The 18,191-nt window shown below is 71.2% G+C and carries 21 protein-coding genes; 18 read left to right on the forward strand and 3 right to left on the reverse strand.

Annotated elements, in window-relative coordinates; all coding sequences use genetic code 11:
* From QM633_RS09920 to QM633_RS09970, 11 genes are all read left to right on the forward strand, one after another.
* The coding region (locus QM633_RS09920; RefSeq protein WP_415153595.1) for a TilS substrate-binding domain-containing protein at positions 1-226 on the forward strand (226 nt) is incomplete at its 5' end.
* Positions 227-237: 11 nt separating this feature from the next.
* On the forward strand, positions 238-789 hold the full coding sequence (hpt, locus tag QM633_RS09925; protein ID WP_415153596.1) for a hypoxanthine phosphoribosyltransferase: 552 nt from the start codon (positions 238-240) through the stop codon (positions 787-789).
* Positions 790-931: 142 nt separating this feature from the next.
* Entirely contained in the window at positions 932-3,154 is a 2,223-nt protein-coding gene (gene ftsH / locus QM633_RS09930) for an ATP-dependent zinc metalloprotease FtsH (RefSeq protein WP_415153597.1), read from the forward strand.
* A 3-nt stretch (positions 3,155-3,157) separates the two neighbouring features.
* The gene (gene folE / locus QM633_RS09935) at positions 3,158-3,718 is read left to right on the forward strand and encodes a GTP cyclohydrolase I FolE (RefSeq protein ID WP_415153598.1); all 561 of its coding nucleotides are present in this window, start codon (positions 3,158-3,160) and stop codon (positions 3,716-3,718) included.
* Between the two features lie 114 nt (positions 3,719-3,832).
* Positions 3,833-4,678: a dihydropteroate synthase gene (gene folP / locus QM633_RS09940; RefSeq protein ID WP_415153599.1), complete on the forward strand. Its 846-nt coding sequence runs from the start codon at positions 3,833-3,835 to the stop codon at positions 4,676-4,678.
* Between the two features lie 24 nt (positions 4,679-4,702).
* Complete coding sequence (gene folB, locus QM633_RS09945; protein WP_415153600.1) at positions 4,703-5,104, forward strand: dihydroneopterin aldolase; 402 nt, start codon at positions 4,703-4,705, stop codon at positions 5,102-5,104.
* The gene (gene folK, locus QM633_RS09950; protein WP_415153601.1) at positions 5,101-5,637 is read left to right on the forward strand and encodes a 2-amino-4-hydroxy-6-hydroxymethyldihydropteridine diphosphokinase; all 537 of its coding nucleotides are present in this window, start codon (positions 5,101-5,103) and stop codon (positions 5,635-5,637) included. Before folB ends, folK begins: the two co-directional genes overlap by 4 nt.
* A 68-nt stretch (positions 5,638-5,705) precedes the next feature.
* On the forward strand, positions 5,706-6,158 hold the full coding sequence (locus tag QM633_RS09955; RefSeq protein ID WP_415153602.1) for a DUF3180 domain-containing protein: 453 nt from the start codon (positions 5,706-5,708) through the stop codon (positions 6,156-6,158).
* Between the two features lie 127 nt (positions 6,159-6,285).
* Entirely contained in the window at positions 6,286-6,753 is a 468-nt protein-coding gene (locus QM633_RS09960) for a hypothetical protein (protein ID WP_415153603.1), read from the forward strand.
* A gap of 251 nt (positions 6,754-7,004) precedes the next feature.
* The gene (locus QM633_RS09965; RefSeq protein ID WP_415153604.1) at positions 7,005-7,334 is read left to right on the forward strand and encodes a histone-like nucleoid-structuring protein Lsr2; all 330 of its coding nucleotides are present in this window, start codon (positions 7,005-7,007) and stop codon (positions 7,332-7,334) included.
* Positions 7,335-7,543: 209 nt separating this feature from the next.
* Positions 7,544-10,042 (forward strand): ATP-dependent Clp protease ATP-binding subunit, encoded by a 2,499-nt coding sequence (locus QM633_RS09970; RefSeq protein ID WP_415153605.1) that lies wholly within the window; start codon positions 7,544-7,546, stop codon positions 10,040-10,042.
* Between the two features lie 9 nt (positions 10,043-10,051).
* On the opposite strand, the gene QM633_RS09975 is transcribed toward QM633_RS09970, so the two are convergent.
* Positions 10,052-10,735, reverse strand: a complete 684-nt coding sequence (locus QM633_RS09975; RefSeq protein ID WP_415153606.1) for a DUF4190 domain-containing protein — start codon at positions 10,733-10,735, stop codon at positions 10,052-10,054.
* A 119-nt stretch (positions 10,736-10,854) separates the two neighbouring features.
* Between QM633_RS09975 and QM633_RS09980 the strand changes: the two genes are divergently transcribed.
* Positions 10,855-11,490: a hypothetical protein gene (locus QM633_RS09980; protein ID WP_415153607.1), complete on the forward strand. Its 636-nt coding sequence runs from the start codon at positions 10,855-10,857 to the stop codon at positions 11,488-11,490.
* Positions 11,491-11,505: 15 nt separating this feature from the next.
* Here QM633_RS09980 and radA read toward each other — a convergent pair whose 3' ends face one another.
* Complete coding sequence (radA, locus tag QM633_RS09985) at positions 11,506-12,942, reverse strand: DNA repair protein RadA (protein ID WP_415153608.1); 1,437 nt, start codon at positions 12,940-12,942, stop codon at positions 11,506-11,508.
* A 53-nt stretch (positions 12,943-12,995) separates the two neighbouring features.
* Entirely contained in the window at positions 12,996-13,631 is a 636-nt protein-coding gene (locus QM633_RS09990; RefSeq protein ID WP_415153609.1) for a VOC family protein, read from the reverse strand.
* A 100-nt stretch (positions 13,632-13,731) separates the two neighbouring features.
* Between QM633_RS09990 and QM633_RS09995 the strand changes: the two genes are divergently transcribed.
* The 6 genes from QM633_RS09995 to QM633_RS10020 all read left to right on the forward strand — a co-directional run.
* Positions 13,732-14,547: a sugar phosphate isomerase/epimerase family protein gene (locus QM633_RS09995; RefSeq protein WP_415153610.1), complete on the forward strand. Its 816-nt coding sequence runs from the start codon at positions 13,732-13,734 to the stop codon at positions 14,545-14,547.
* Entirely contained in the window at positions 14,547-15,341 is a 795-nt protein-coding gene (locus QM633_RS10000; RefSeq protein ID WP_415153611.1) for a CPBP family intramembrane glutamic endopeptidase, read from the forward strand. The genes QM633_RS09995 and QM633_RS10000 overlap by 1 nt, the downstream gene beginning before the upstream one ends.
* 68 nt (positions 15,342-15,409) lie before the next feature.
* Positions 15,410-16,441 (forward strand): aspartate-semialdehyde dehydrogenase, encoded by a 1,032-nt coding sequence (locus QM633_RS10005; protein WP_415153612.1) that lies wholly within the window; start codon positions 15,410-15,412, stop codon positions 16,439-16,441.
* A complete protein-coding gene (gene proC / locus QM633_RS10010) occupies positions 16,438-17,235 on the forward strand; it encodes a pyrroline-5-carboxylate reductase (RefSeq protein ID WP_415153613.1) in 798 nt (265 codons plus the stop codon). Before QM633_RS10005 ends, proC begins: the two co-directional genes overlap by 4 nt.
* A gap of 1 nt (position 17,236) precedes the next feature.
* Positions 17,237-17,995: a VOC family protein gene (locus QM633_RS10015; protein ID WP_415153614.1), complete on the forward strand. Its 759-nt coding sequence runs from the start codon at positions 17,237-17,239 to the stop codon at positions 17,993-17,995.
* Positions 17,992-18,191, forward strand: a 200-nt coding sequence (locus tag QM633_RS10020; protein ID WP_415153615.1) for a hypothetical protein, incomplete at its 3' end; no start/stop codon positions are given. The genes QM633_RS10015 and QM633_RS10020, both read left to right, overlap by 4 nt.

An 18,191-nucleotide genomic window follows, 5' to 3' on the forward strand; every position in this document is an offset into this window, starting at 1 on the left:
CGGGCTGCCGGCAGCCCTCCGCGGCCGGGTGCTGCGGGACTGGCTGCGGCGGGCGGGCGGGTCGGACCTGTCGGCGGCGCACCTGCGTGCCGTCGCGGCCCTCGTCACCGACTGGCACGGCCAGAAGGGGATCGACGTGCCCGGCCTGCGGGTGGCTCGGACGGGGTCGCGGCTGCACGTCCTGCCCCTGGCGGCCGGGTCGGGAACGGGGTCGCCGCAGGGGTAAGCTCTGCGCCCGTGGATGCCACTGACATTGCCGGCGACCTCTCCGAGGTCCTGTTCACAAGGTCGCAGATCGAGGCCCGGCTGGCCGAGATCGCCGCGCAGGTCGACCAGGACTACCGGGAGCTGAACCCGCTGCTGGTCGGTGTCCTGAACGGCGCCGTGATGGTGATGGCCGACCTCTCCCGTGCGCTGCACATCGACTGCGCGATGGACTGGATGGCGATCTCCTCCTACGGCATGGGCACCCAGTCGTCCGGCGTGGTGCGGATCCTGAAGGACCTGTCCACCGACCTCGAGGGGCGCCACGTCCTGGTCGTCGAGGACATCATCGACACCGGTCTCACGCTGACCTACCTGATGCAGAACCTGGCCTCCCGCAACCCGGCGAGCCTGGAGATCATGGCGATGTTCCGCAAGCCGGACGCCATGAAGGCCGAGATCGACGTGAAGTACATCGGCTTCGACCTGCCCAACCAGTTCGTCGTCGGCTACGGCCTCGACTACGCGGGCCGCTACCGCAACCTCACCGACGTCGGCATCCTCGCCCCGCACGTCTACAGCTGATCCCGGCCGGACCCGACGGCACCGGGGGTCCGGTTACGCCTACAGCGGAGCGTGGCGTCGGCGGCGGGACGGGCGCGTGGAACGGTTGCGCGCTTCGGTATCGTCGGTTGGTAGCTCCAGCGACGGCTGACAAAGGCAGGCAATGAAACCAAAAGGGTTCTTCCGATCCCCCCTCCTGTGGATTGTGCTCGGCTTCCTGGCCATCGCACTGATCTTCGAGACCGTCGGGAACGTGAGCGGCTACGTCGACAAGCCGACCTCGGAGATCGTCACCCTGATCAACAGCGACACCCCGCTGGCCGAAGTGGTCCTCACCGACGGCGACCAGACCATCAAGGTCACCACCAAGGACGGACAGAAGCTGCGCTCCTACTGGATCGGCGACCAGGTCGACTCCATCATCGAGCGGCTCAACCAGCGCCAGGCCGCCGGCACCCTGGACAGCTGGTCGGGGGAGAATCCGCAGCCCTCGATCTGGAACACCTTCCTGTTCAGCATCCTGCCGTTCCTGATCATCGGCATCCTCTTCTTCGTCATGTTCAACAACGTCCAGGGCGGCGGCAACCGCGTCCTCGGATTCGGCAAGTCGAAGGCCAAGCTCGCCAGCAAGGACACCCCGAAGACCACGTTCAGTGACGTCGCGGGCTGTGAGGAGGCGATCGAGGAGCTCCAGGAGATCCGCGAGTTCCTCTCCGAACCGGCGAAGTTCACCGCCGTCGGGGCGAAGATCCCCAAGGGCGTCCTGCTCTACGGCCCGCCCGGCACCGGCAAGACGCTGCTGGCCAGGGCGGTCGCCGGCGAGGCGGGCGTCCCGTTCTTCTCGATCTCCGGCTCCGATTTCGTCGAGATGTTCGTCGGTGTCGGCGCCTCCCGCGTCCGCGACCTGTTCGAACAGGCGAAGGAGGCCGCGCCGGCGATCGTGTTCATCGACGAGATCGACGCCGTCGGGCGCCATCGCGGCGCCGGCCTGGGCGGCGGCCACGACGAGCGCGAGCAGACCCTGAACCAGCTGCTGGTCGAGATGGACGGCTTCGACGTGCACGGCGGCGTGGTCCTGATCGCCGCCACCAACCGTCCGGACGTGCTCGACCCCGCCCTGCTGCGGCCGGGCCGCTTCGACCGGCAGATCCCCGTCGAGGCCCCCGACATGAAGGGACGCCTGCAGATCCTGCGCGTCCATGCCGCCAACAAGCCGATGGCGCCCGACGTCGACCTGTCGAGTGTCGCCAAGCGGACGCCCGGCTTCACCGGCGCCGACCTGGCGAACGTGTTGAACGAGGCCGCCCTGCTGACGGCCCGCCTCAACCTCCGCTTCATCGCCAAGCCGCAGCTGGACGAGGCGATCGACCGCGTGATCGGCGGCCCGCAGAAGCGCAGCCGGGTGATGAACGAGCGCGAACTGCTGATCACCGCCTACCACGAGGGCGGCCACGCCCTGGTCGCGGCGGCGATGCCGGGCACCGACCCGGTGCAGAAGGTGACGATCCTGCCGCGCGGCAGGGCTCTGGGCTACACGATGGTGATGCCCGACGACGACAAGTACTCCCAGACCCGCGGCGAACTGCTCGACCAGCTCGCCTACATGATGGGCGGGCGCGCCGCCGAGGAGCTGGTCTTCCACGACCCGACCACGGGCGCGGGCAACGACATCGAGAAGGCGACCAAGGTGGCCAGGGCGATGGTCACCGAGTACGGCATGACCGAGACGCTGGGCGCGGTGAAGCTCGGTTCGGGCGACCAGGAGCCCTTCCTGGGCATGGGGTACGGCGCCGGCTCCGCGCGCGAGTACTCCGAGGCCGTCGCGGCCACGGTCGACGCCGAGGTGTCCAAGCTGATCTCGAACGCCCATCAGGAGGCGTTCGACGTGCTCGAGACCAACCGCGAGGTGCTGGACGAGCTGGTCCGCCAGCTGTTCGAGAAGGAGACCCTCGACAAGGACCAGGTCGCCAAGATCTTCGAGCCGCTGAAGCGCTGGCCGAAGCGTCCGGCCTGGACCGGGTCGGACAGCCGCAAGCCGAGCGACATCCCTCCCGTGGAGCCGCCCGAGCGCGTCCTGCCGCCCGAGCCGGGCCCCGTTCCGGTGCCCGCCGGCGGCCCGGAGCAGCAGCTGCCGCCGTCCTTCGGGCAGCCCGGCTACGGCCAGCAGCCGCCCTACGGCGGGCCTTCGCTACCGCCCTACGGCCAGCCGCCCTACCCGCAGCCCTACGGCCAGCCCTACCCCGGCCCCTACTCCTCGCAGCCCTACGCCCAGCCGCCGTACCCGCAGCCCTACGGCCAGCCCTACCCCGGCGACGGCCAGTACCCGCAGGAGCACACCGGGCAAGGGGGCCAGGGCGAGCAGGGCCAGGACAAGCCGGAGGGCTGACCCGTGGCTGTCGACCTCGAGCGCGTGGCCGCGGCCGTTCGCGAGATCCTGATCGGCGTCGGCGAGGATCCCGACCGCGACGGCCTTCGGGAGACTCCCCAGCGGGTGGCGCGGGCCTACGCGGAGATGTTCGACGGCCTCCAGGCGAGCCCGGCCGAGATCCTGGCGACGACCTTCGACCTGGGCCACGACGAGATGGTGCTGGTGCGCGACATCGAGGTGTGGAGCACCTGCGAGCACCATCTGCTCCCGTTCACCGGCGTGGCCCACGTCGGCTACATCCCCGCGAAGGGACGGATCACCGGGCTGAGCAAACTCGCGCGGCTCGTGGACGCGTACGCGAAGCGTCCCCAGGTGCAGGAGCGGCTCACCTCCGAGGTCGCCGACGCGCTCGTCGAACACCTGCAGCCGCAGGGCGTCATCGTCGTGATCGAGTGCGAGCACCTGTGCATGACCATGCGTGGCGTCCGCAAGCCCGGCGCCAAGACGGTCACCAGCGCCGTCCGCGGGGTGATGGCGAACCCCGCCACCCGCGCGGAGGCGATGAGCCTGATCATCGGCTGAGCCGTCTCCCGCCGCGTCTTCCCGGCCCTTCTCCCGACGGTGGCCCTGGACGTCAACGGTGGCCGTCGCCGGCGCGGATCCCTGGCCCGGCGAGGGGCTCGATAGGCTTTCGCGGTGACCAGACTGCCGCAGCCCGATCGCACCCTGGTGATGGGCATCCTCAACGTCACGCCGGACTCGTTCTCCGACGGCGGGGAGTACCTCGACGTCGAGGCCGCGGTCGCGCACGGGCTGGCCCTGCACACCGAGGGCGCAGACATCGTCGACGTCGGTGGCGAGTCCACGCGTCCCGGCGCCCGCCGGGCCGACCCGGGCACCGAACGCGACCGGGTCGTCCCCGTGGTCGAGCGGCTCACCGCCGCCGGGGTGCCGGTGTCGGTCGACACCATGCGGGCGGAGGTGGCGATGGCCGCCGTCGCTGCCGGCGCCGTCCTGGTGAACGACGTCTCCGGTGGCCTGGCCGATCCGGACATGCTGGCCGCGGTCGCCGGCGTGGACGCCGGCTACGTGGCCATGCACTGGCGTGGGCACTCCGACCGGATGGCCGACCTCGCCACCTATGCCGACGTCGTGGCGGAGGTCTGCGCCGAACTGGCGGACCGGCTGGCCGCCGCTCTTGCCGCCGGCGTCGAGAAGGAGCGGATCATCCTCGACCCCGGCCTCGGTTTCGCCAAGACCGCCGAACACAACTGGGCGCTGCTGCGTCGGCTGGACGCGTTGGCAGCGCTCGGCCGGCCACTGCTGATCGGCGCCTCCCGCAAGCGTTTCCTCGGTGAGCTCCTCGCCGGCGAGGACGGGCCGCGTCCCGTCCGCGAGAGGGAGGACGCGGGGGTCGCGATCACCGCCCTCGCCGCGGCGCAGCACGTCTGGGGGGTGCGGACGCACACCGCGCGCCCGCACCGGGACGCCATCGCCGCCGCCCTCCGCCTCGGTGCCCGGGAGGGCTTCGGCGCAGGGTAGGGTCGGCGCAGAGGAGGTGCCCGGATGTCGCACGACGCCCCGATGCCGCACGGGTCCGGCCCGACCGCGCCCGCTGACCGGATCCGGCTGACCGGGCTCGAGGTGGACGCTGTCCACGGGGTCTATGCCGAGGAGAAGCTGGCGCCGCAGCGCTTCGTGATCGACCTGGTCTGCAGCCTGCGGCCGCGGCCGGCCAGCGACGATCTGGCCACCACCGTCGACTACGCCGGGTTGGCGTCGCGGGTGGCGGCCGCAGCGACCGGCGACCCGGTCGACCTGATCGAGACCCTCGCCGAGCGGATCAGCCGGACCTGCCTGGCCGACCCGCGGATCGCCGAGGTGGAGGTCACGGTGCACAAGCCGCAGGCCCCGCTGCCCGTCCCGGTCGCCGACGTCGCCGTGACGATCACGAGGAGGGCGTCGTGAACGGCTCCATCGACGTCGACACCCTGTCCGGGATGGCACCGCTGCGGGTCGCCACGTTCTCGCTCGGGTCCAACCTCGGCGACCGCCTCGAGTACCTGCAGGGCGCGACCAACGCCCTGCGGGCCACGCCGGGCCTCAGGATCACCGGCATCTCGTCGGTCTACGAGACCACGCCGGTCGGGCTGGCCGACCAGCCCGACTTCCTCAACCTCGTCGTCGTCACCGAGTCGACCCTCGCCTCCATCGTGATGCTGGAGCGGGCGCTGGCGATCGAGGACGCGTACGCGCGCGTCCGCACCGTCCACTGGGGGCCGCGGACGGTGGACGTGGACCTGATCGCGGTCGGCGACAGGGTGCTCGACGGAAAAGACCTGACCCTGCCGCACCCTCGCGCCCACGAGCGTGCCTTCGTGCTCGTGCCGTGGCTGGAGGTGGACCCGGACGCCGTCCTGGTCGGGCACGGCCGCGTGGCCGATCTGGTCGCCGGCCTGGACGCCTCCGGGGTGCGGCGCACCGACCTGCGGGTGGAATGATGCCCGGGCGTGGGGAGCCGACCGGTACCGTCGCGCCGATCGGCTGGCAGTCCGTAGGAGTCGCGGTCGTGGTGGGCGCCGGCCTGGGCTGGTCCTTGTTCTCCGCACTCGACAGGTTCACCGGCGACATCCCCCAGTTGCCGGTCCTGGTGGCTGTCGTGATCGCGCTGATGGCGGCCGGCGTGGCCCTGCAGGCGTGGCGGACGCACCGGACGGTACAGGTGCAGCGGCTGCCGATCGCGCCGGGCCGCGCGGTCGCACTGCTGGTGCTCGGCAGGACGTGCCTGGTCGCCGGCGCGGCGCTGGCCGGTGCCTACGCGGCGATCTCGGTCTTCCTCGCCCTGCGGCTGCAGTGGAACCTGCCCAGGGAACGGCTGCTCGGTCCCGTGGTCGCGATGGTCGCCAGCGCGGCGCTGGCGGTCGCCGGGGCCTTTCTGGAGCGTTCCTGCAGAATTCCGCGTCACCCGGAGGAGGACGCCACGCCGCCCGCGGTTCCGGGAAGTCAGGACGCTGCTGACTAGACTCCTCGACGTGAGTACCGCCGTCACACCGAGAAAAGCGAATCCTTCCCCGCTGCGCCGTTACGCGTGGCTCTCGTTGCTCTCATCGGCCGTCATCGCAGTTGCCGCAGCATTCGGAGGGGTCTGGTTGGCCCGTGCGGGTGTCGCGGTCGCCGTGATCGGCGGCATCGTGGCCTGCGGCTTCGCCTGGCGCGAAGTCCGGGTCACCCGAACCACGATGATGGCCCAGCAGGCCGCCGATGCCCGGCGGGTGGGGGAGAAACTGCACGCTGAACGGCTTCAGCACGTTCGGCTCCTTCAGGTGCTGCAGGGTCGCAACGGCGATCTCCGCAGCAAGCTGAACACGTCCCGGGCCGAGGCCGCCCGGTTGTCCCAGGAGACCGCCCAGTTGCGCGGCGACAAGGCAGCTCTCCAGGTCGAGCTGGCCGAGCACAGGGCGGCTGCGGAAGCCGAGGTGCTGGCGCTGCCCCGCCGGGTCTCCGGACGCGGCGACGGCGTCGACCTGTGGGACGGGGACGGCGCCCCGACCGTCGTCGTGCTGCAGGCACTCGCGAACCCGCCCGTCCAGCGGGTCGAGGAACGCCGGCACGCCTGACCTGATCGCACCGAATCGGGCGGTTCCCGCTGTGCAATAGTGCTGAGGCACTGTTCGACCGCGGGCCGCCCGATTCCTGCGCCCGGAGGATTATCCCCGCCCGGCCGCGCTGATGGCCGCCGCATCAATCGCGGCGCACGTTATTGCGAAAGAACTCGCGGGGTTTGCCGACCGACTACCCGGGTATATGCTTCCTAGTCATTGGGGAGCCAATACTGTCGCGCTGCGACGACGACATTGAAAGGACCAACATGGCCAAGCGTGTTCAGGTGATCCACACCGACGACATCGATGGCAGCGAGGCTGCCGAGACGATCGCATTCGCACTGGACGGAATCAACTACTCAATCGACCTGTCCAGCGCCAACGCGAAGAAGCTCCGCGACGCGTTCGCGCCGTACATCGCCGCCGGTGAACGGGATCGCAGTTCATCGCGCAGGACCACCGCCTCGCGCCGCAAGTCCAGTGGTACCGCCGCCACCGACATCCGCGCGTGGGCGGCGGCCGAGGGCATGCAGGTGTCCTCCCGCGGTCGGGTCTCCGCCGAGGTGCGCGAGGCGTACGAGCGCGCGCACAGCTGAGCACACCGCCGACGTCGCAGCCACCCTTCCGCCCCCGGTGTCCGCCCAGGACCCGGGGGCGTACTGCGTCCGGCGCCGCCGATTGAGCCGGGGGCGAACAGCGGAAGGGATGGCTGGGGGGTGGCGTTGACTAAGCTGAAGGCGCGCTCGTCGTGTTCCGGGTCCGCCGGAGACGTGGACGCAGCCGTCGGAGGTTAGGAGTTCCCCGCATGTTCGATCGGTTCACCGACCGCGCCAGGCGAGTGATCGTGCTCGCCCAGGATGAGGCGCGCATGCTCAACCACAACTACATCGGCACCGAGCACCTGCTGCTGGGCCTCATCCACGAGGGCGAGGGTGTCGCTGCGAAGGCGCTGGAGTCGCTGGGGATCTCCCTGGAGGCGGTGCGCGAACAGGTCGAGGAGATCATCGGCCAGGGCCAGCAGGCCCCGACCGGGCACATCCCGTTCACGCCCAGGGCGAAGAAGGTTCTGGAGTTCTCGATGCGCGAGGCGCTGCAGATCAACCACCCCTACATCGGCACCGAGCACATCCTGCTCGGCCTGATCCGCGAGGGTGAGGGCGTGGCCGCCCAGGTGCTGATCAAGCTCGGCGCCGACCTGAACCGGGTCCGCAACCAGGTCCTGCAGCTGCTCAGCGGCTACCAGGGCAAGGAGGCGGCGACCGCCGGGGCGCCGGAGTCCGGGCAGGCCCAGGCCGCGGCGACGATCCTCGACCAGTTCGGGCGCAACCTCACCCAGGCGGCGCGGGAGAACAAGCTCGACCCGGTGATCGGGCGCGAGAAGGAGATCGAGCGGGTGATGACGGTGCTGTCGCGTCGCACCAAGAACAACCCGGTCCTGATCGGCGAGCCCGGTGTCGGCAAGACCGCCGTCGTCGAGGGGCTCTCCCAGGCGATCGTCCGCGGAGACGTCCCCGAGACCCTGCGCGACAAGCAGATCTACACCCTCGACCTGGGCGCCCTCGTCGCCGGCTCGCGGTACCGCGGCGACTTCGAGGAGCGCCTGAAGAAGGTGCTGAAGGAGATCAAGACCCGCGGCGACGTGGTCCTGTTCATCGACGAGATCCACACCCTGGTCGGCGCGGGCGCCGCCGAGGGTGCGATCGACGCCGCGTCCATCCTGAAGCCGATGCTGGCCCGCGGCGAGCTGCAGACGATCGGGGCGACCACCCTCGACGAGTACCGCAAGTACATCGAGAAGGACGCAGCGCTGGAGCGCAGGTTCCAGCCGATCCAGGTCGCGGAGCCGTCGATCGCGTTGACGATCGACATCCTGCGGGGTCTGCGTGACCGGTACGAGGCGCACCACCGGATCACCATCACCGACGGGGCGCTGACCGCCGCGGCGCAGATGGCCGACCGGTACATCTCCGACCGGTTCCTGCCCGACAAGGCGATCGACCTGATCGACGAGGCGGGCGCCCGGCTCCGGATCCGGCGGATGACCGCTCCGCCCGACCTGCGCGAGTTCGACGAGCGGATCGCCGCCGTCCGGCTGCAGAAGGAGGCAGCGATCGACGCCCAGGACTTCGAGCTGGCCGCCCGGCTGCGCGACGACGAGCGCAAGCTCACCATCGCGCGGGCGGAGAAGGAGGAGGCCTGGAAGGTCGGCGACTCCGACGTGCCGGCGGAGGTCGACGAGGAGGCGATCGCCGAGGTGCTGTCCAGCTCCACGGGCATCCCCGTCTTCAAGCTCACCGAGGAGGAGTCCTCGCGGCTGATGCGGATGGAGGAGGAGATCGGCAAGCGCTACATCGGCCAGTACGACGCCGTGAAGGCGCTGTCCCGGTCGATCCGCCGTACCCGCGCCGGCCTGAAGGATCCCAAGCGGCCCAGTGGTTCGTTCATCTTCGCCGGTCCGTCCGGCGTCGGCAAGACCGAGCTGACCAAGGCGCTCACCGAGTTCCTGTTCGGTGACGAGGACGCCCTGATCACGCTCGACATGAGCGAGTACTCCGAGAAGCACACGGCGTCGCGGATGTTCGGGTCCCCGCCCGGTTACGTCGGCTACGAGGAGGGCGGCCAGCTCACCGAGAAGGTGCGCCGGAAGCCGTTCAGTGTCGTGCTGTTCGACGAGATCGAAAAGGCGCACCCGGACATCTTCAACTCGCTGTTGCAGATCCTCGACGAGGGCCGGTTGACCGATGCGCAGGGCCGTGTGGTGGACTTCAAGAACACCGTGATCGTGATGACCACCAACCTCGGTACGCGCGACATTTCCAAGTCGGTGAACCTCGGCTTCAGCCAGTCCTCCGACGAGGCCGGCAGCTACGAAAAGATGAAGGCCAAGGTCTCGGACGAGCTGAAGCAGCACTTCCGTCCGGAATTCCTGAATCGCGTCGACGAGATCGTGGTGTTCCACCAGCTCACCAGTTCCGACATCGAGCACATCGTCGACCTGATGGTTTCCGAGATCGAGGTGCGGCTGCGGGACCGGGACATGGGCATCGAGCTGACGCCGGCGGCGAAGGCGCTGATCGCCAAACGCGGCTTCGACCCGGTGCTGGGCGCCCGTCCGCTGCGCAGGGCGATCCAGCGGGACATCGAGGACGTGCTGGCCGAGAAGATCCTTTTCGCGGACATCCACCCCGGCGAGATCGTCGTGGTCGATGTGGCCCCGGAGGGATCCGAGACCCCGTTCACCTTCGAGGGTGTCGCCAAGGCGCCGCTCCCGGAGACGACCGCGGCGCTCGACCAGACCACCTGAGCCGGCGGATCAGTAGCTCCGGAACGCCACCATCACCACGAACAGCATGAACAGCATGAACAGGGCGATCAGCGCCGTCCCGATGATGCCGAGCACCATCCCGGCGGTGAGCATCCCGCTCGGCTGCCAGCGGTAGGGATCGGCGGCCGTCTCCCGGCGCCCCTTGGCCGCCAGGTACCAGGCGACCGGGGCGAGCGGAGCGAACACGGTGACGCCGAGGATGCCCAGGACCATCGAGGTCGCGGCGTTCGGGTGGGTGGAACGCGCCGGCGCGAGGCTGTAGCCGTAGTCGTAGGCGACCGGGTCGGAGATCGCGGGCCACTGCTGGTTCGGTGAGCTGGCCGGCGCGTAGGTCTGGTAGGGCGCCGTGGGCGGGTAGGGCGCCGTGGGCGGGTACGCCGGCGCCTGCGGCTCCGGGTAGATGTCGTAGTGCTGCGGGGCGGGATAGCTCGGCGCGGGGATGGGCGGTGCGGCGCCCGGGCCCTGCGGCATGATCGGCGGGGTGAGGGCGGTGGAGCCGGCGGTGCTCAGCCCCGGGCCGGACGCCCACGGGTTCGTGGCCTGGCCGAGCGGGTCGACCAGGGTCTCGTCGAACGGAGGCTGGGCGGGCTGGGCGAACCCTGCGTCCGGCACGAGAGGGATCGTCGGGTCGGCCGCACCGGTGTCCGTCGGGCCGGCGTGGTGGTCGGTCATTCGTGGGCCTCCGCGAGTGCTCGTGCTGGTCTGACCCCCCACGCTACCCGGTGGGCAACCGGGACCCTCGCCCGGCGTGGTGCGACCGGCCGCCGGCCACCTCGACCTAGCCTGAGGGCATGGGTTCGCTGCTCCATCCGGTCGGCTCCCAGCCACCGGGCGTCTACTGGGCGCGACGCGGTGCCGTGGTGCTCGCCGTCGTCCTCGTCGTCGCAGCGCTCGCCTTCGTCTTCCGTCCCCAGCAGGAGCCGGTCGTCACCGCGCAACCCGCATCCGCATCGGTCACGCCGGCCGTCACCACCCCGTCCGCCGATCCGACGGACTCGGCCAGCCCGTCCGCGTCGCCGACCCCGACCGGCCCGCTCGCCTGTGACGCCAGCAACGCCGACCTCGCGCTGGCCGGCTACCAGAAGGTCGCCCAGGACGGGAAGCAGTCGTTCACGCTCAGCATCACCAACCGGGGTGACGCCACCTGCGTGCTGACGGTGAAGGCGTCGACGTTCAGCCTGACCGTCGTCAGCGGGTCCGACCGGATCTGGACGACCGACGACTGCACGAAGTGGGTTCCGGCCGCATCGGAGAAGCTGAAGGCGGGCGCGTCCTACGAGTTCACGATCGCCTGGCCGGTGGCGCGCTCGTCGAGCGGGTGCAAGACGTCGAAGGCCGTGCTCGGGGCGGGCACCTACGTCGCGAACGCCGCCTTCGCCGAGGATGCCAAGGCTCGCCAGGTGTTCGTCGTCACCAAGGCCGGCTGAGTCCGGCCGGGGAGGTCAGGCCGACGGCTCGGCGGCGTCCCGGCCGCCGTCCACGACCGTGAACCGCGGCCGGGTGCGCCCCTCGTCGTCCTGACGCTGCTTCCTGCGCAGCTGCAGGGCGTCCAGCGCCCCGGCGACGCTGGCGACCTCGACCACTCGCAGGTCGCGTACCTTCGCCGAGCTGCCGGAGGGGACGAGGGCGATCTCGAAGCCGAGCCGGGCCGCCTCCGCCAGGCGCCGGTCGATGCCGGGAACGCGCCGGAGCTCCCCGGACAGCCCGACCTCGCCGAGGGCGACCACCGGCCGGGCGAAGGCGCGATCCTCCGCCGCGGAGGCGACGGCGATGGCGGTGGCCAGATCTGTGGCGGGATCGCTGATCCGGGCCCCGCCGACGGTCGAGACGTAGACCTCGCGGGAGTGCAGGCGGAGGCCGGCGCGACGCTGGAGCACGGCCAGCACCATCGCGACCCGGCTCCCCTCGACACCGTGGGTGACCCGCCGTGGCACCGGCGCGGCGCTCGGCGCGACCAGCGCCTGCACCTCGGTCAGCAGCGGACGGCGCCCGGCCAGGGAGATGGTCAGGCAGGTGCCCGGCGTCGGCTCGGCGTGGCGAGAGGTGAACAGCCCGCTCGGATCGCTCACCTCGCGGATCCCCGACTCCACCATCTCGAAGCAGCCCACCTCGTCCGCCGGGCCGAAGCGGTTCTTGCTGGCCCGCAGGATGCGGAAGCCGCTGCCGCGGTCGCCCTCGAACGACAGCACGACGTCGACCAGGTGCTCGAGCGTGCGCGGACCGGCGACGCTGCCGTCCTTGGTGACGTGGCCGATGAGCATCACCGGCATCGACCGCTGCTTGGCCACCCGGACCAGCGCGGTGGTGACCTCTTTCACCTGGGCGACCCCACCGGCCGCGGAGCTCGTGCCCGGAACCTGGACGGCCTGCACCGAGTCGAGCACCAGGAGCTCGGGGGCGAGCTGCTCGACATGGCCCAGGACGGTGCCGAGGTCTTCCTCGGCGGCGAGGTACAGGCCCTCCACGACGGCGGAGGTGCGCTCCGCCCGGAGCCGCACCTGGGCCGCGGACTCCTCCGCGCTGATGTAGAGGGTGCGGCGCCCGGTCCGCGCCCAACGGTTGGCGACCTCCAGCAGCAGGGTGGACTTGCCCACGCCCGGCTCGCCGGCCAGCAGCACGACCGCGCCGGGGGTGATGCCGGTACCGAGGACGCGGTCGAGCTCTGCGATCCGGGTCGGAATCGACCGCGCGGAGTCGAGCGGCACCTGGCCGATCGGCACCGCCGGCTCGGTCGGTGCGGCCGAGGTCACCCGTGCCGCCGTCGTCGCGGACTGCGCGACGCTGCCCCACGCCTGGCACTCCCCGCACCGGCCGACCCAGCGGGGCGTCGTCCACCCGCACTCGGAGCAGCGATAGGGGTCTGCGGTGTTCCTGGCCATGGCGACAACCTAGGCGTCGCCTCCGACACTCACCGCGGGACGGCGACGTCCGATCAGATCTTGACCTTGCCCCGGGGGGTGGCGAACGTCGCCGAGAGCAGGCCGGGCTGGCCGTACTCCGAACTGAACTTCAGCTTCACGCCGTCGAACACCTCGCCGAGGTCGATTCCGAGCCAGTCCTCGACGCGGGAACGGGTGCCGGCGATCTCGAGGCGGTCCAGGTGGATGTCCCCGTGCAGGGCGCTGGGCAGCACCGTCGGATCGGACTCCCACTTGATGAAGTACGGCAATTGCGGATCGCTGATCAGGCCCTTGACGCCGATCTGCTCCCATTCGAGCAGTCGCCCGTCGGGGAAATGGCGAGAGCCGCGGACGGCCTCGCGCTCGAGCCGCTTCTCGTACGGGGCGAGGTCGTCCACGGACACGACCCAGCCGAGCCAGCCACCGCCCGTCTCCGAGCGGGCCCGGACGGCCTGCCCGAACGGCGCCTTCTCGGCGGCCGGGTGCTCCAGCACCTCGACGACCTCCAGGTAGCGCTCGTCGGCCAGGGGAAGGATGTGGTTGCGGGTGCCGAACCTGGGGTGGAACCCGCCGTCGCGGAACCGCTCACCGAGGAGCGTTCCGAGCCGGTCGGACTCCGACTTGAGACCGGCCGACCCGACCGCGAAGGTCAGATGATCGACATGCATGACCCCCATTGTGGCGATCTCGTGTAACGGACGCGAATCGGGCCGGGTCCGGGCGACTGCGCACTGCCGGGCCCCGGAAGCTGTCGCCTACCATGGTGCCGTGCCGCCACAACCAGCTGTCGCCCCCCGGGTGGTGCTCTCGACATCGTCGGTCTATCCGGAGTCGACGGCCGCCGGGTTCGCGCTCACCCGCGATCTGGGCTACGACGGCATCGAGATCATGGTGGGCGTCGACCCGGCCTCCGCCGACGTGGACTCCGTCGCCAGGCTGAGCGAGTACCACGAGGTGCCCGTCCTCGCGATCCACGCCCCGACCCTGCTCCTGACCCAGCGCGTCTGGGGACCGGACCCGTGGGAGAAGCTCGACCGCGCGGCGATGGCCGCCCACCAGTTGGGCGCCGACGTCGTCGTGGTGCACCCGCCGTTCCGCTGGCAGCGCAGCTATGCCTCCGGCTTCACCGACGGGATCCGCCGGCTCGAGGAGACGACCGGGCTCACCTTCGCCGTCGAGAACATGTTCCCCTGGCGCGGGCCGGGCGGGGGAGAGGTGCGCGCCTACTCGCCGAGCTGGGACTGTGCGGCGCTGGACGTCGACCACCTCACCCTCGACCTCTCGCACGCGGCGACGTCGCGGCTGTCGTCCCTGCAACTGGTCAGGGACTGGGGCGAGCGGCTGCGGCACGTCCACCTCACCGACGGCACCGACGGTGTCGCGGACGAGCACCTCCTGCCGGGCGAGGGGGACCAGGACGCGGCCGGAGTGCTCGCCGAGCTCGCCGCGACGGGCTACACCGGTCACGTCAGCGTCGAGGTGAAGACCCGTGGCCTCTCCCGAGCCCAACGTGCCGAAGCGCTCGCTGCGAGCCTGGCCTTCACCCGCGCGCACCTGGCCGTCCCCGCCGAACCGCACGGCTGATGGCCGAGCCGTCCCCGGCCCCCGGTGTCGCGGAGGCGGTGCTGCCTGACCCGGGCAGGGTGCGTCCGGGCGTCGAACTGCTCCTGGTCCTGGGGGTGTCGCTGGGGCAGTCGGCGATCTACTCGGTGCTCTCGATCATCGAGAAGCTCACCCGCAACGTCCCGCTGAACCAGCAGACCACCACCATCAACAGCTCGGTGGTGCCGGACCGCCCCTGGCTCGACCTGGCCTACCAGGTGGCGGCGATCGTCCTCCCGCTGGTTCCCGCACTGCTCGCGTTGTACCTCCTGCAGCGCACCGGGGACCGCAGGGCGATCGGCTTCGACCTGGGCAGGCCGCGGTTCGACCTCGGCTGGGGGTTCGCGCTCGCCGCGGGCATCGGCGTCCCCGGCCTCGCCTTCTATCTGGCAGCCAGGGCACTGGGCTTCAACACCTCCGTCTCGCCCGCCAACCTGTCGGAGAACTGGTGGACGGTGCCGGTGCTGGTCGGGCTGGCGGCGATGAACGCCGTCCTCGAAGAGGTCGTGATGATCGGCTTCTGGTTCACCCGCGCCCGGCAGCTCGCCTGGCCGGTCTGGATCGTCGTGGCGTCGTCGGCGCTGGTGCGCGGCAGCTACCACCTCTACCAGGGTTTCGGCGGCTTCGTCGGCAACATCGTGATGGGGCTGGTGTTCGGGCTGGTCTACCTGAGGGTGAAACGCGTGGGCCCGCTGGTGGTCACCCACTTCCTGATCGACCTCGTCGCCTTCGTCGGCTACTCGCTGGCCGCGCCCTACCTCGGCTGGCTAAACTGAGGCGGGGCCCGGGGTGCCGGTGGGACGGCGAGGACTCCACGCGGACCGCCTTCGGTAGGCTGCTGTCCATGCGTGTTGGTGTGTTCGGGGCGACGGGTCAGGTCGGGGGCGTCATGCGGACGCTGCTCGCCGAGCGTCAGTTCCCTGTCGATGACATCCGGTTCTTCTCCTCCGCCCGGTCGGCCGGGCAGGCGCTGGCCTGGGGCGGCGGCGAGGTGATCGTGGAGGACACCGCCAGCGCCGACTTCGCCGGCCTCGACCTCGCCCTGTTCTCGGCAGGGGCGACGATGTCGCGCGAGTTCGCGCCGCTGGTGGCCGCGGCCGGGGCGATCGTGATCGACAACTCCTCGGCCTGGCGCAAGGACCCCGAGGTGCCCCTGGTCGTCTCCGAGGTGAACCCCGAGGACGCGGCCAACCCTCCGAAGGGCATCATCGCCAACCCGAACTGCACGACGATGGCCGCGATGCCGGTGCTGAAGCCGCTGCACGACGCGGCGGGCCTGCAGCGACTGGTCGTCGCGACCTACCAGGCCGTCTCCGGCTCGGGCATCAAGGGCGTCCAGGCGCTCGCCAACCAGGCGGCGGACGCGGTCACGCACGACGCCGCCCAGCTCGCCCTCGACGGCGCGGCGGTCCCCGCCGGCGACCCGACCCCGTACGTGAGGCCGATCGCGTTCAACGTCGTGCCGCTGGCCGGATCGATCGTCGACGACGGCCTGCTCGAGACCGACGAGGAGCAGAAGCTGCGCAACGAGTCGCGCAAGATCCTGCACATTCCGGACCTGCTGGTCGCCGGCACCTGCGTGCGCGTCCCCGTCTTCACCGGGCACTCGCTGAGCATCCACGCGGAGTTCGCCGAGGAGATCAGCGTGACCAGGGCCACCGGCCTGCTCGCCACGGCCCCGGGCGTCCAGCTCGTCGACGTGCCGAACCCGCGCCAGGCGGCGGGTACCGACCCGAGCTACGTCGGCCGGATCCGCTCCGACCAGTCGGTGCCGGGCGGACGGGGGCTGGTCCTGTTCGTCTCGAACGACAACCTGCGCAAGGGCGCGGCGCTGAACGCCGTCCAGATCGCCGAAGTGGTGGTGGCCGGGCGATGAAGCTCGCCGTGATCGGTGCCGGGGTGATGGGGGAGACCCTCATCGCCGGCCTGCTGCGTGCCGGCTGGGCGCCGCAGGACATCACCGCGGCGGACCGGCACGCCCCTCGGCTGGCCGAGATGGAGCAGCGTCACGGCATCCGGGTCGCGGGGACGGCACAGGCCGCGGCCGGCGCCGACACCGTCGTGGTCGTGGTCAAGCCGCAGGACGCCGGCGAGGTGCTGCCGGTGGTGGCCGGTGCGATCCGTCCCGGCACTCTCGTGGTGTCGCTGTGCGCAGGCCTGGGCACGGCCCGGATCGAGGAGTCGATGCCCGAGGGCACCCCGGTCGTACGGGTGATGCCGAACACGCCGGCGCAGGTCGACGAGGGGATGGCCGCCATTTCTGCCGGTTCGGCCGCGACGACCGCGCACCTGGAGCACGTCACCGGGCTGATGACGGCCGTGGGCAAGGCGGTCACCGTTCCGGAGAAGTACCAGGACGCGGTCACCGCGATCTCCGGCTCCGGCCCGGCCTACCTGTTCTTCGTCGTGGAGGCGATGATCGACGCCGGGGTCATGCTCGGGCTGCCGAGGGACATCTCCACCACCCTCGTCGTCCAGACCATGTACGGTTCCGCGAAGCTGCTCTCCGACTCGGGCGAGCACCCCACGGTGCTGCGCGAGCGGGTCACCTCGCCCGGCGGCACGACGGCGGCGGCGCTGCGCGAGTTGGAGGACCACCGCGTGAAGGCGGCGTTCATGACAGCCATGGAGGCGGCGCGGGACCGCAGCCGGGCACTGGCCAGCTCCTGACATGGCTGGCCAGCCCCCGGACGGGGTCAGGCCGTTCTGGTTGACCGCGTTCCTCGATTTCGCCCCTGACGAGTTCGGTGCGGGGACGGCGTTCTGGCGGGCTGCGACCGGCTACGGGATCTCGCCGTTCCGCGGCGAGGCGTCGGAGTTCGCGACGCTCGTGCCGACCGGTGGCGACGAGTACCTCAAGGTGCAGCGCCTGGGTTCCGGGCTGACCCGGCTGCACCTCGATGTCCACGTCCCCGACCCCTGGGCCGCCGCCGAGGCGGCCGAGCGCGCGGGCGCGGTGCTCGTGGACGAGTCCCGGCACAGCTACGTGGTGCTCCGATCGCCGGCCGGCTTCACGTTCTGCCTGGTCTCGCAGCCGGCGTCCGTCGTGCCGCCGGTGGCGCGCTGGGAGTCGGGGCACCGCAGCAGGGTGAGCCGGTTCTGCCTGGACGTGCCGCACAAGCGCTATGCCGCCGAGGTGGCCTTCGCCCAGTGCCTGCTCGGCGGCCCGTGGCGGGAACTGGTCGAGCCGGGAACCGCGCTGCGTCCTGCCGGCGACCTGCCCCTCGACGTGCGTCTGCAGCCGGCCGAGTTCGCCTCGGAGGTCAGCACGCACCTGCACGTGATCACCGACGACCTGGCTGCGGAGGTCGACCGGCTGGTCGCCCTCGGTGCCCGGCGCCGCGCCGTCCGGACCAGCAAGGCGATCCTGGAAGCGCCCGGCGGGATGGTGCTGTGCGTGGTCGCGCTCGAGGCCGCGGCGTTCGCATGATCCCGACCGGGCTGTTCGTCGGGCTGGCCACGCTGGACGTGGTGCACCTCGTCGACCGGCTGCCCGCCCCCAACGAGAAGGCCGTCGCGCGGCGGACGTGGCTCGCCGCGGGCGGGCCCGCGGCGGTCGCGGCGATCACCTTCGCCGCCCTCGGCGGCAGGTCCCGGTTCTGGACCGCGCTGGGCCCGGCACCGGC

It is taken from the genome of Propionicimonas sp. (assembly GCF_047606205.1).
In the GTDB taxonomy this organism is placed as follows: domain Bacteria; phylum Actinomycetota; class Actinomycetes; order Propionibacteriales; family Propionibacteriaceae; genus Propionicimonas.

What these genes read in the sequence shown, in the direction of transcription:
- ftsH (WP_415153597.1), top strand. Translation starts at nt 932, where the DNA reads ATGAAACCAAAAGGGTTCTTCCGATCCCCCCTCCTGTGGATTGTGCTC.
- folB (WP_415153600.1), top strand. Translation starts at nt 4,703, where the DNA reads ATGTCGCACGACGCCCCGATGCCGCACGGGTCCGGCCCGACCGCGCCC.
- QM633_RS09965 (WP_415153604.1), top strand. Translation starts at nt 7,005, where the DNA reads ATGGCCAAGCGTGTTCAGGTGATCCACACCGACGACATCGATGGCAGC.
- QM633_RS09970 (WP_415153605.1), top strand. Translation starts at nt 7,544, where the DNA reads ATGTTCGATCGGTTCACCGACCGCGCCAGGCGAGTGATCGTGCTCGCC.
- QM633_RS09975 (WP_415153606.1), bottom strand. Translation starts at nt 10,735, where the DNA reads ATGACCGACCACCACGCCGGCCCGACGGACACCGGTGCGGCCGACCCG.
- QM633_RS09980 (WP_415153607.1), top strand. Translation starts at nt 10,855, where the DNA reads ATGGGTTCGCTGCTCCATCCGGTCGGCTCCCAGCCACCGGGCGTCTAC.
- radA (WP_415153608.1), bottom strand. Translation starts at nt 12,942, where the DNA reads ATGGCCAGGAACACCGCAGACCCCTATCGCTGCTCCGAGTGCGGGTGG.
- QM633_RS09990 (WP_415153609.1), bottom strand. Translation starts at nt 13,631, where the DNA reads ATGCATGTCGATCATCTGACCTTCGCGGTCGGGTCGGCCGGTCTCAAG.
- QM633_RS10000 (WP_415153611.1), top strand. Translation starts at nt 14,547, where the DNA reads ATGGCCGAGCCGTCCCCGGCCCCCGGTGTCGCGGAGGCGGTGCTGCCT.
- QM633_RS10005 (WP_415153612.1), top strand. Translation starts at nt 15,410, where the DNA reads ATGCGTGTTGGTGTGTTCGGGGCGACGGGTCAGGTCGGGGGCGTCATG.
- proC (WP_415153613.1), top strand. Translation starts at nt 16,438, where the DNA reads ATGAAGCTCGCCGTGATCGGTGCCGGGGTGATGGGGGAGACCCTCATC.
- QM633_RS10015 (WP_415153614.1), top strand. Translation starts at nt 17,237, where the DNA reads ATGGCTGGCCAGCCCCCGGACGGGGTCAGGCCGTTCTGGTTGACCGCG.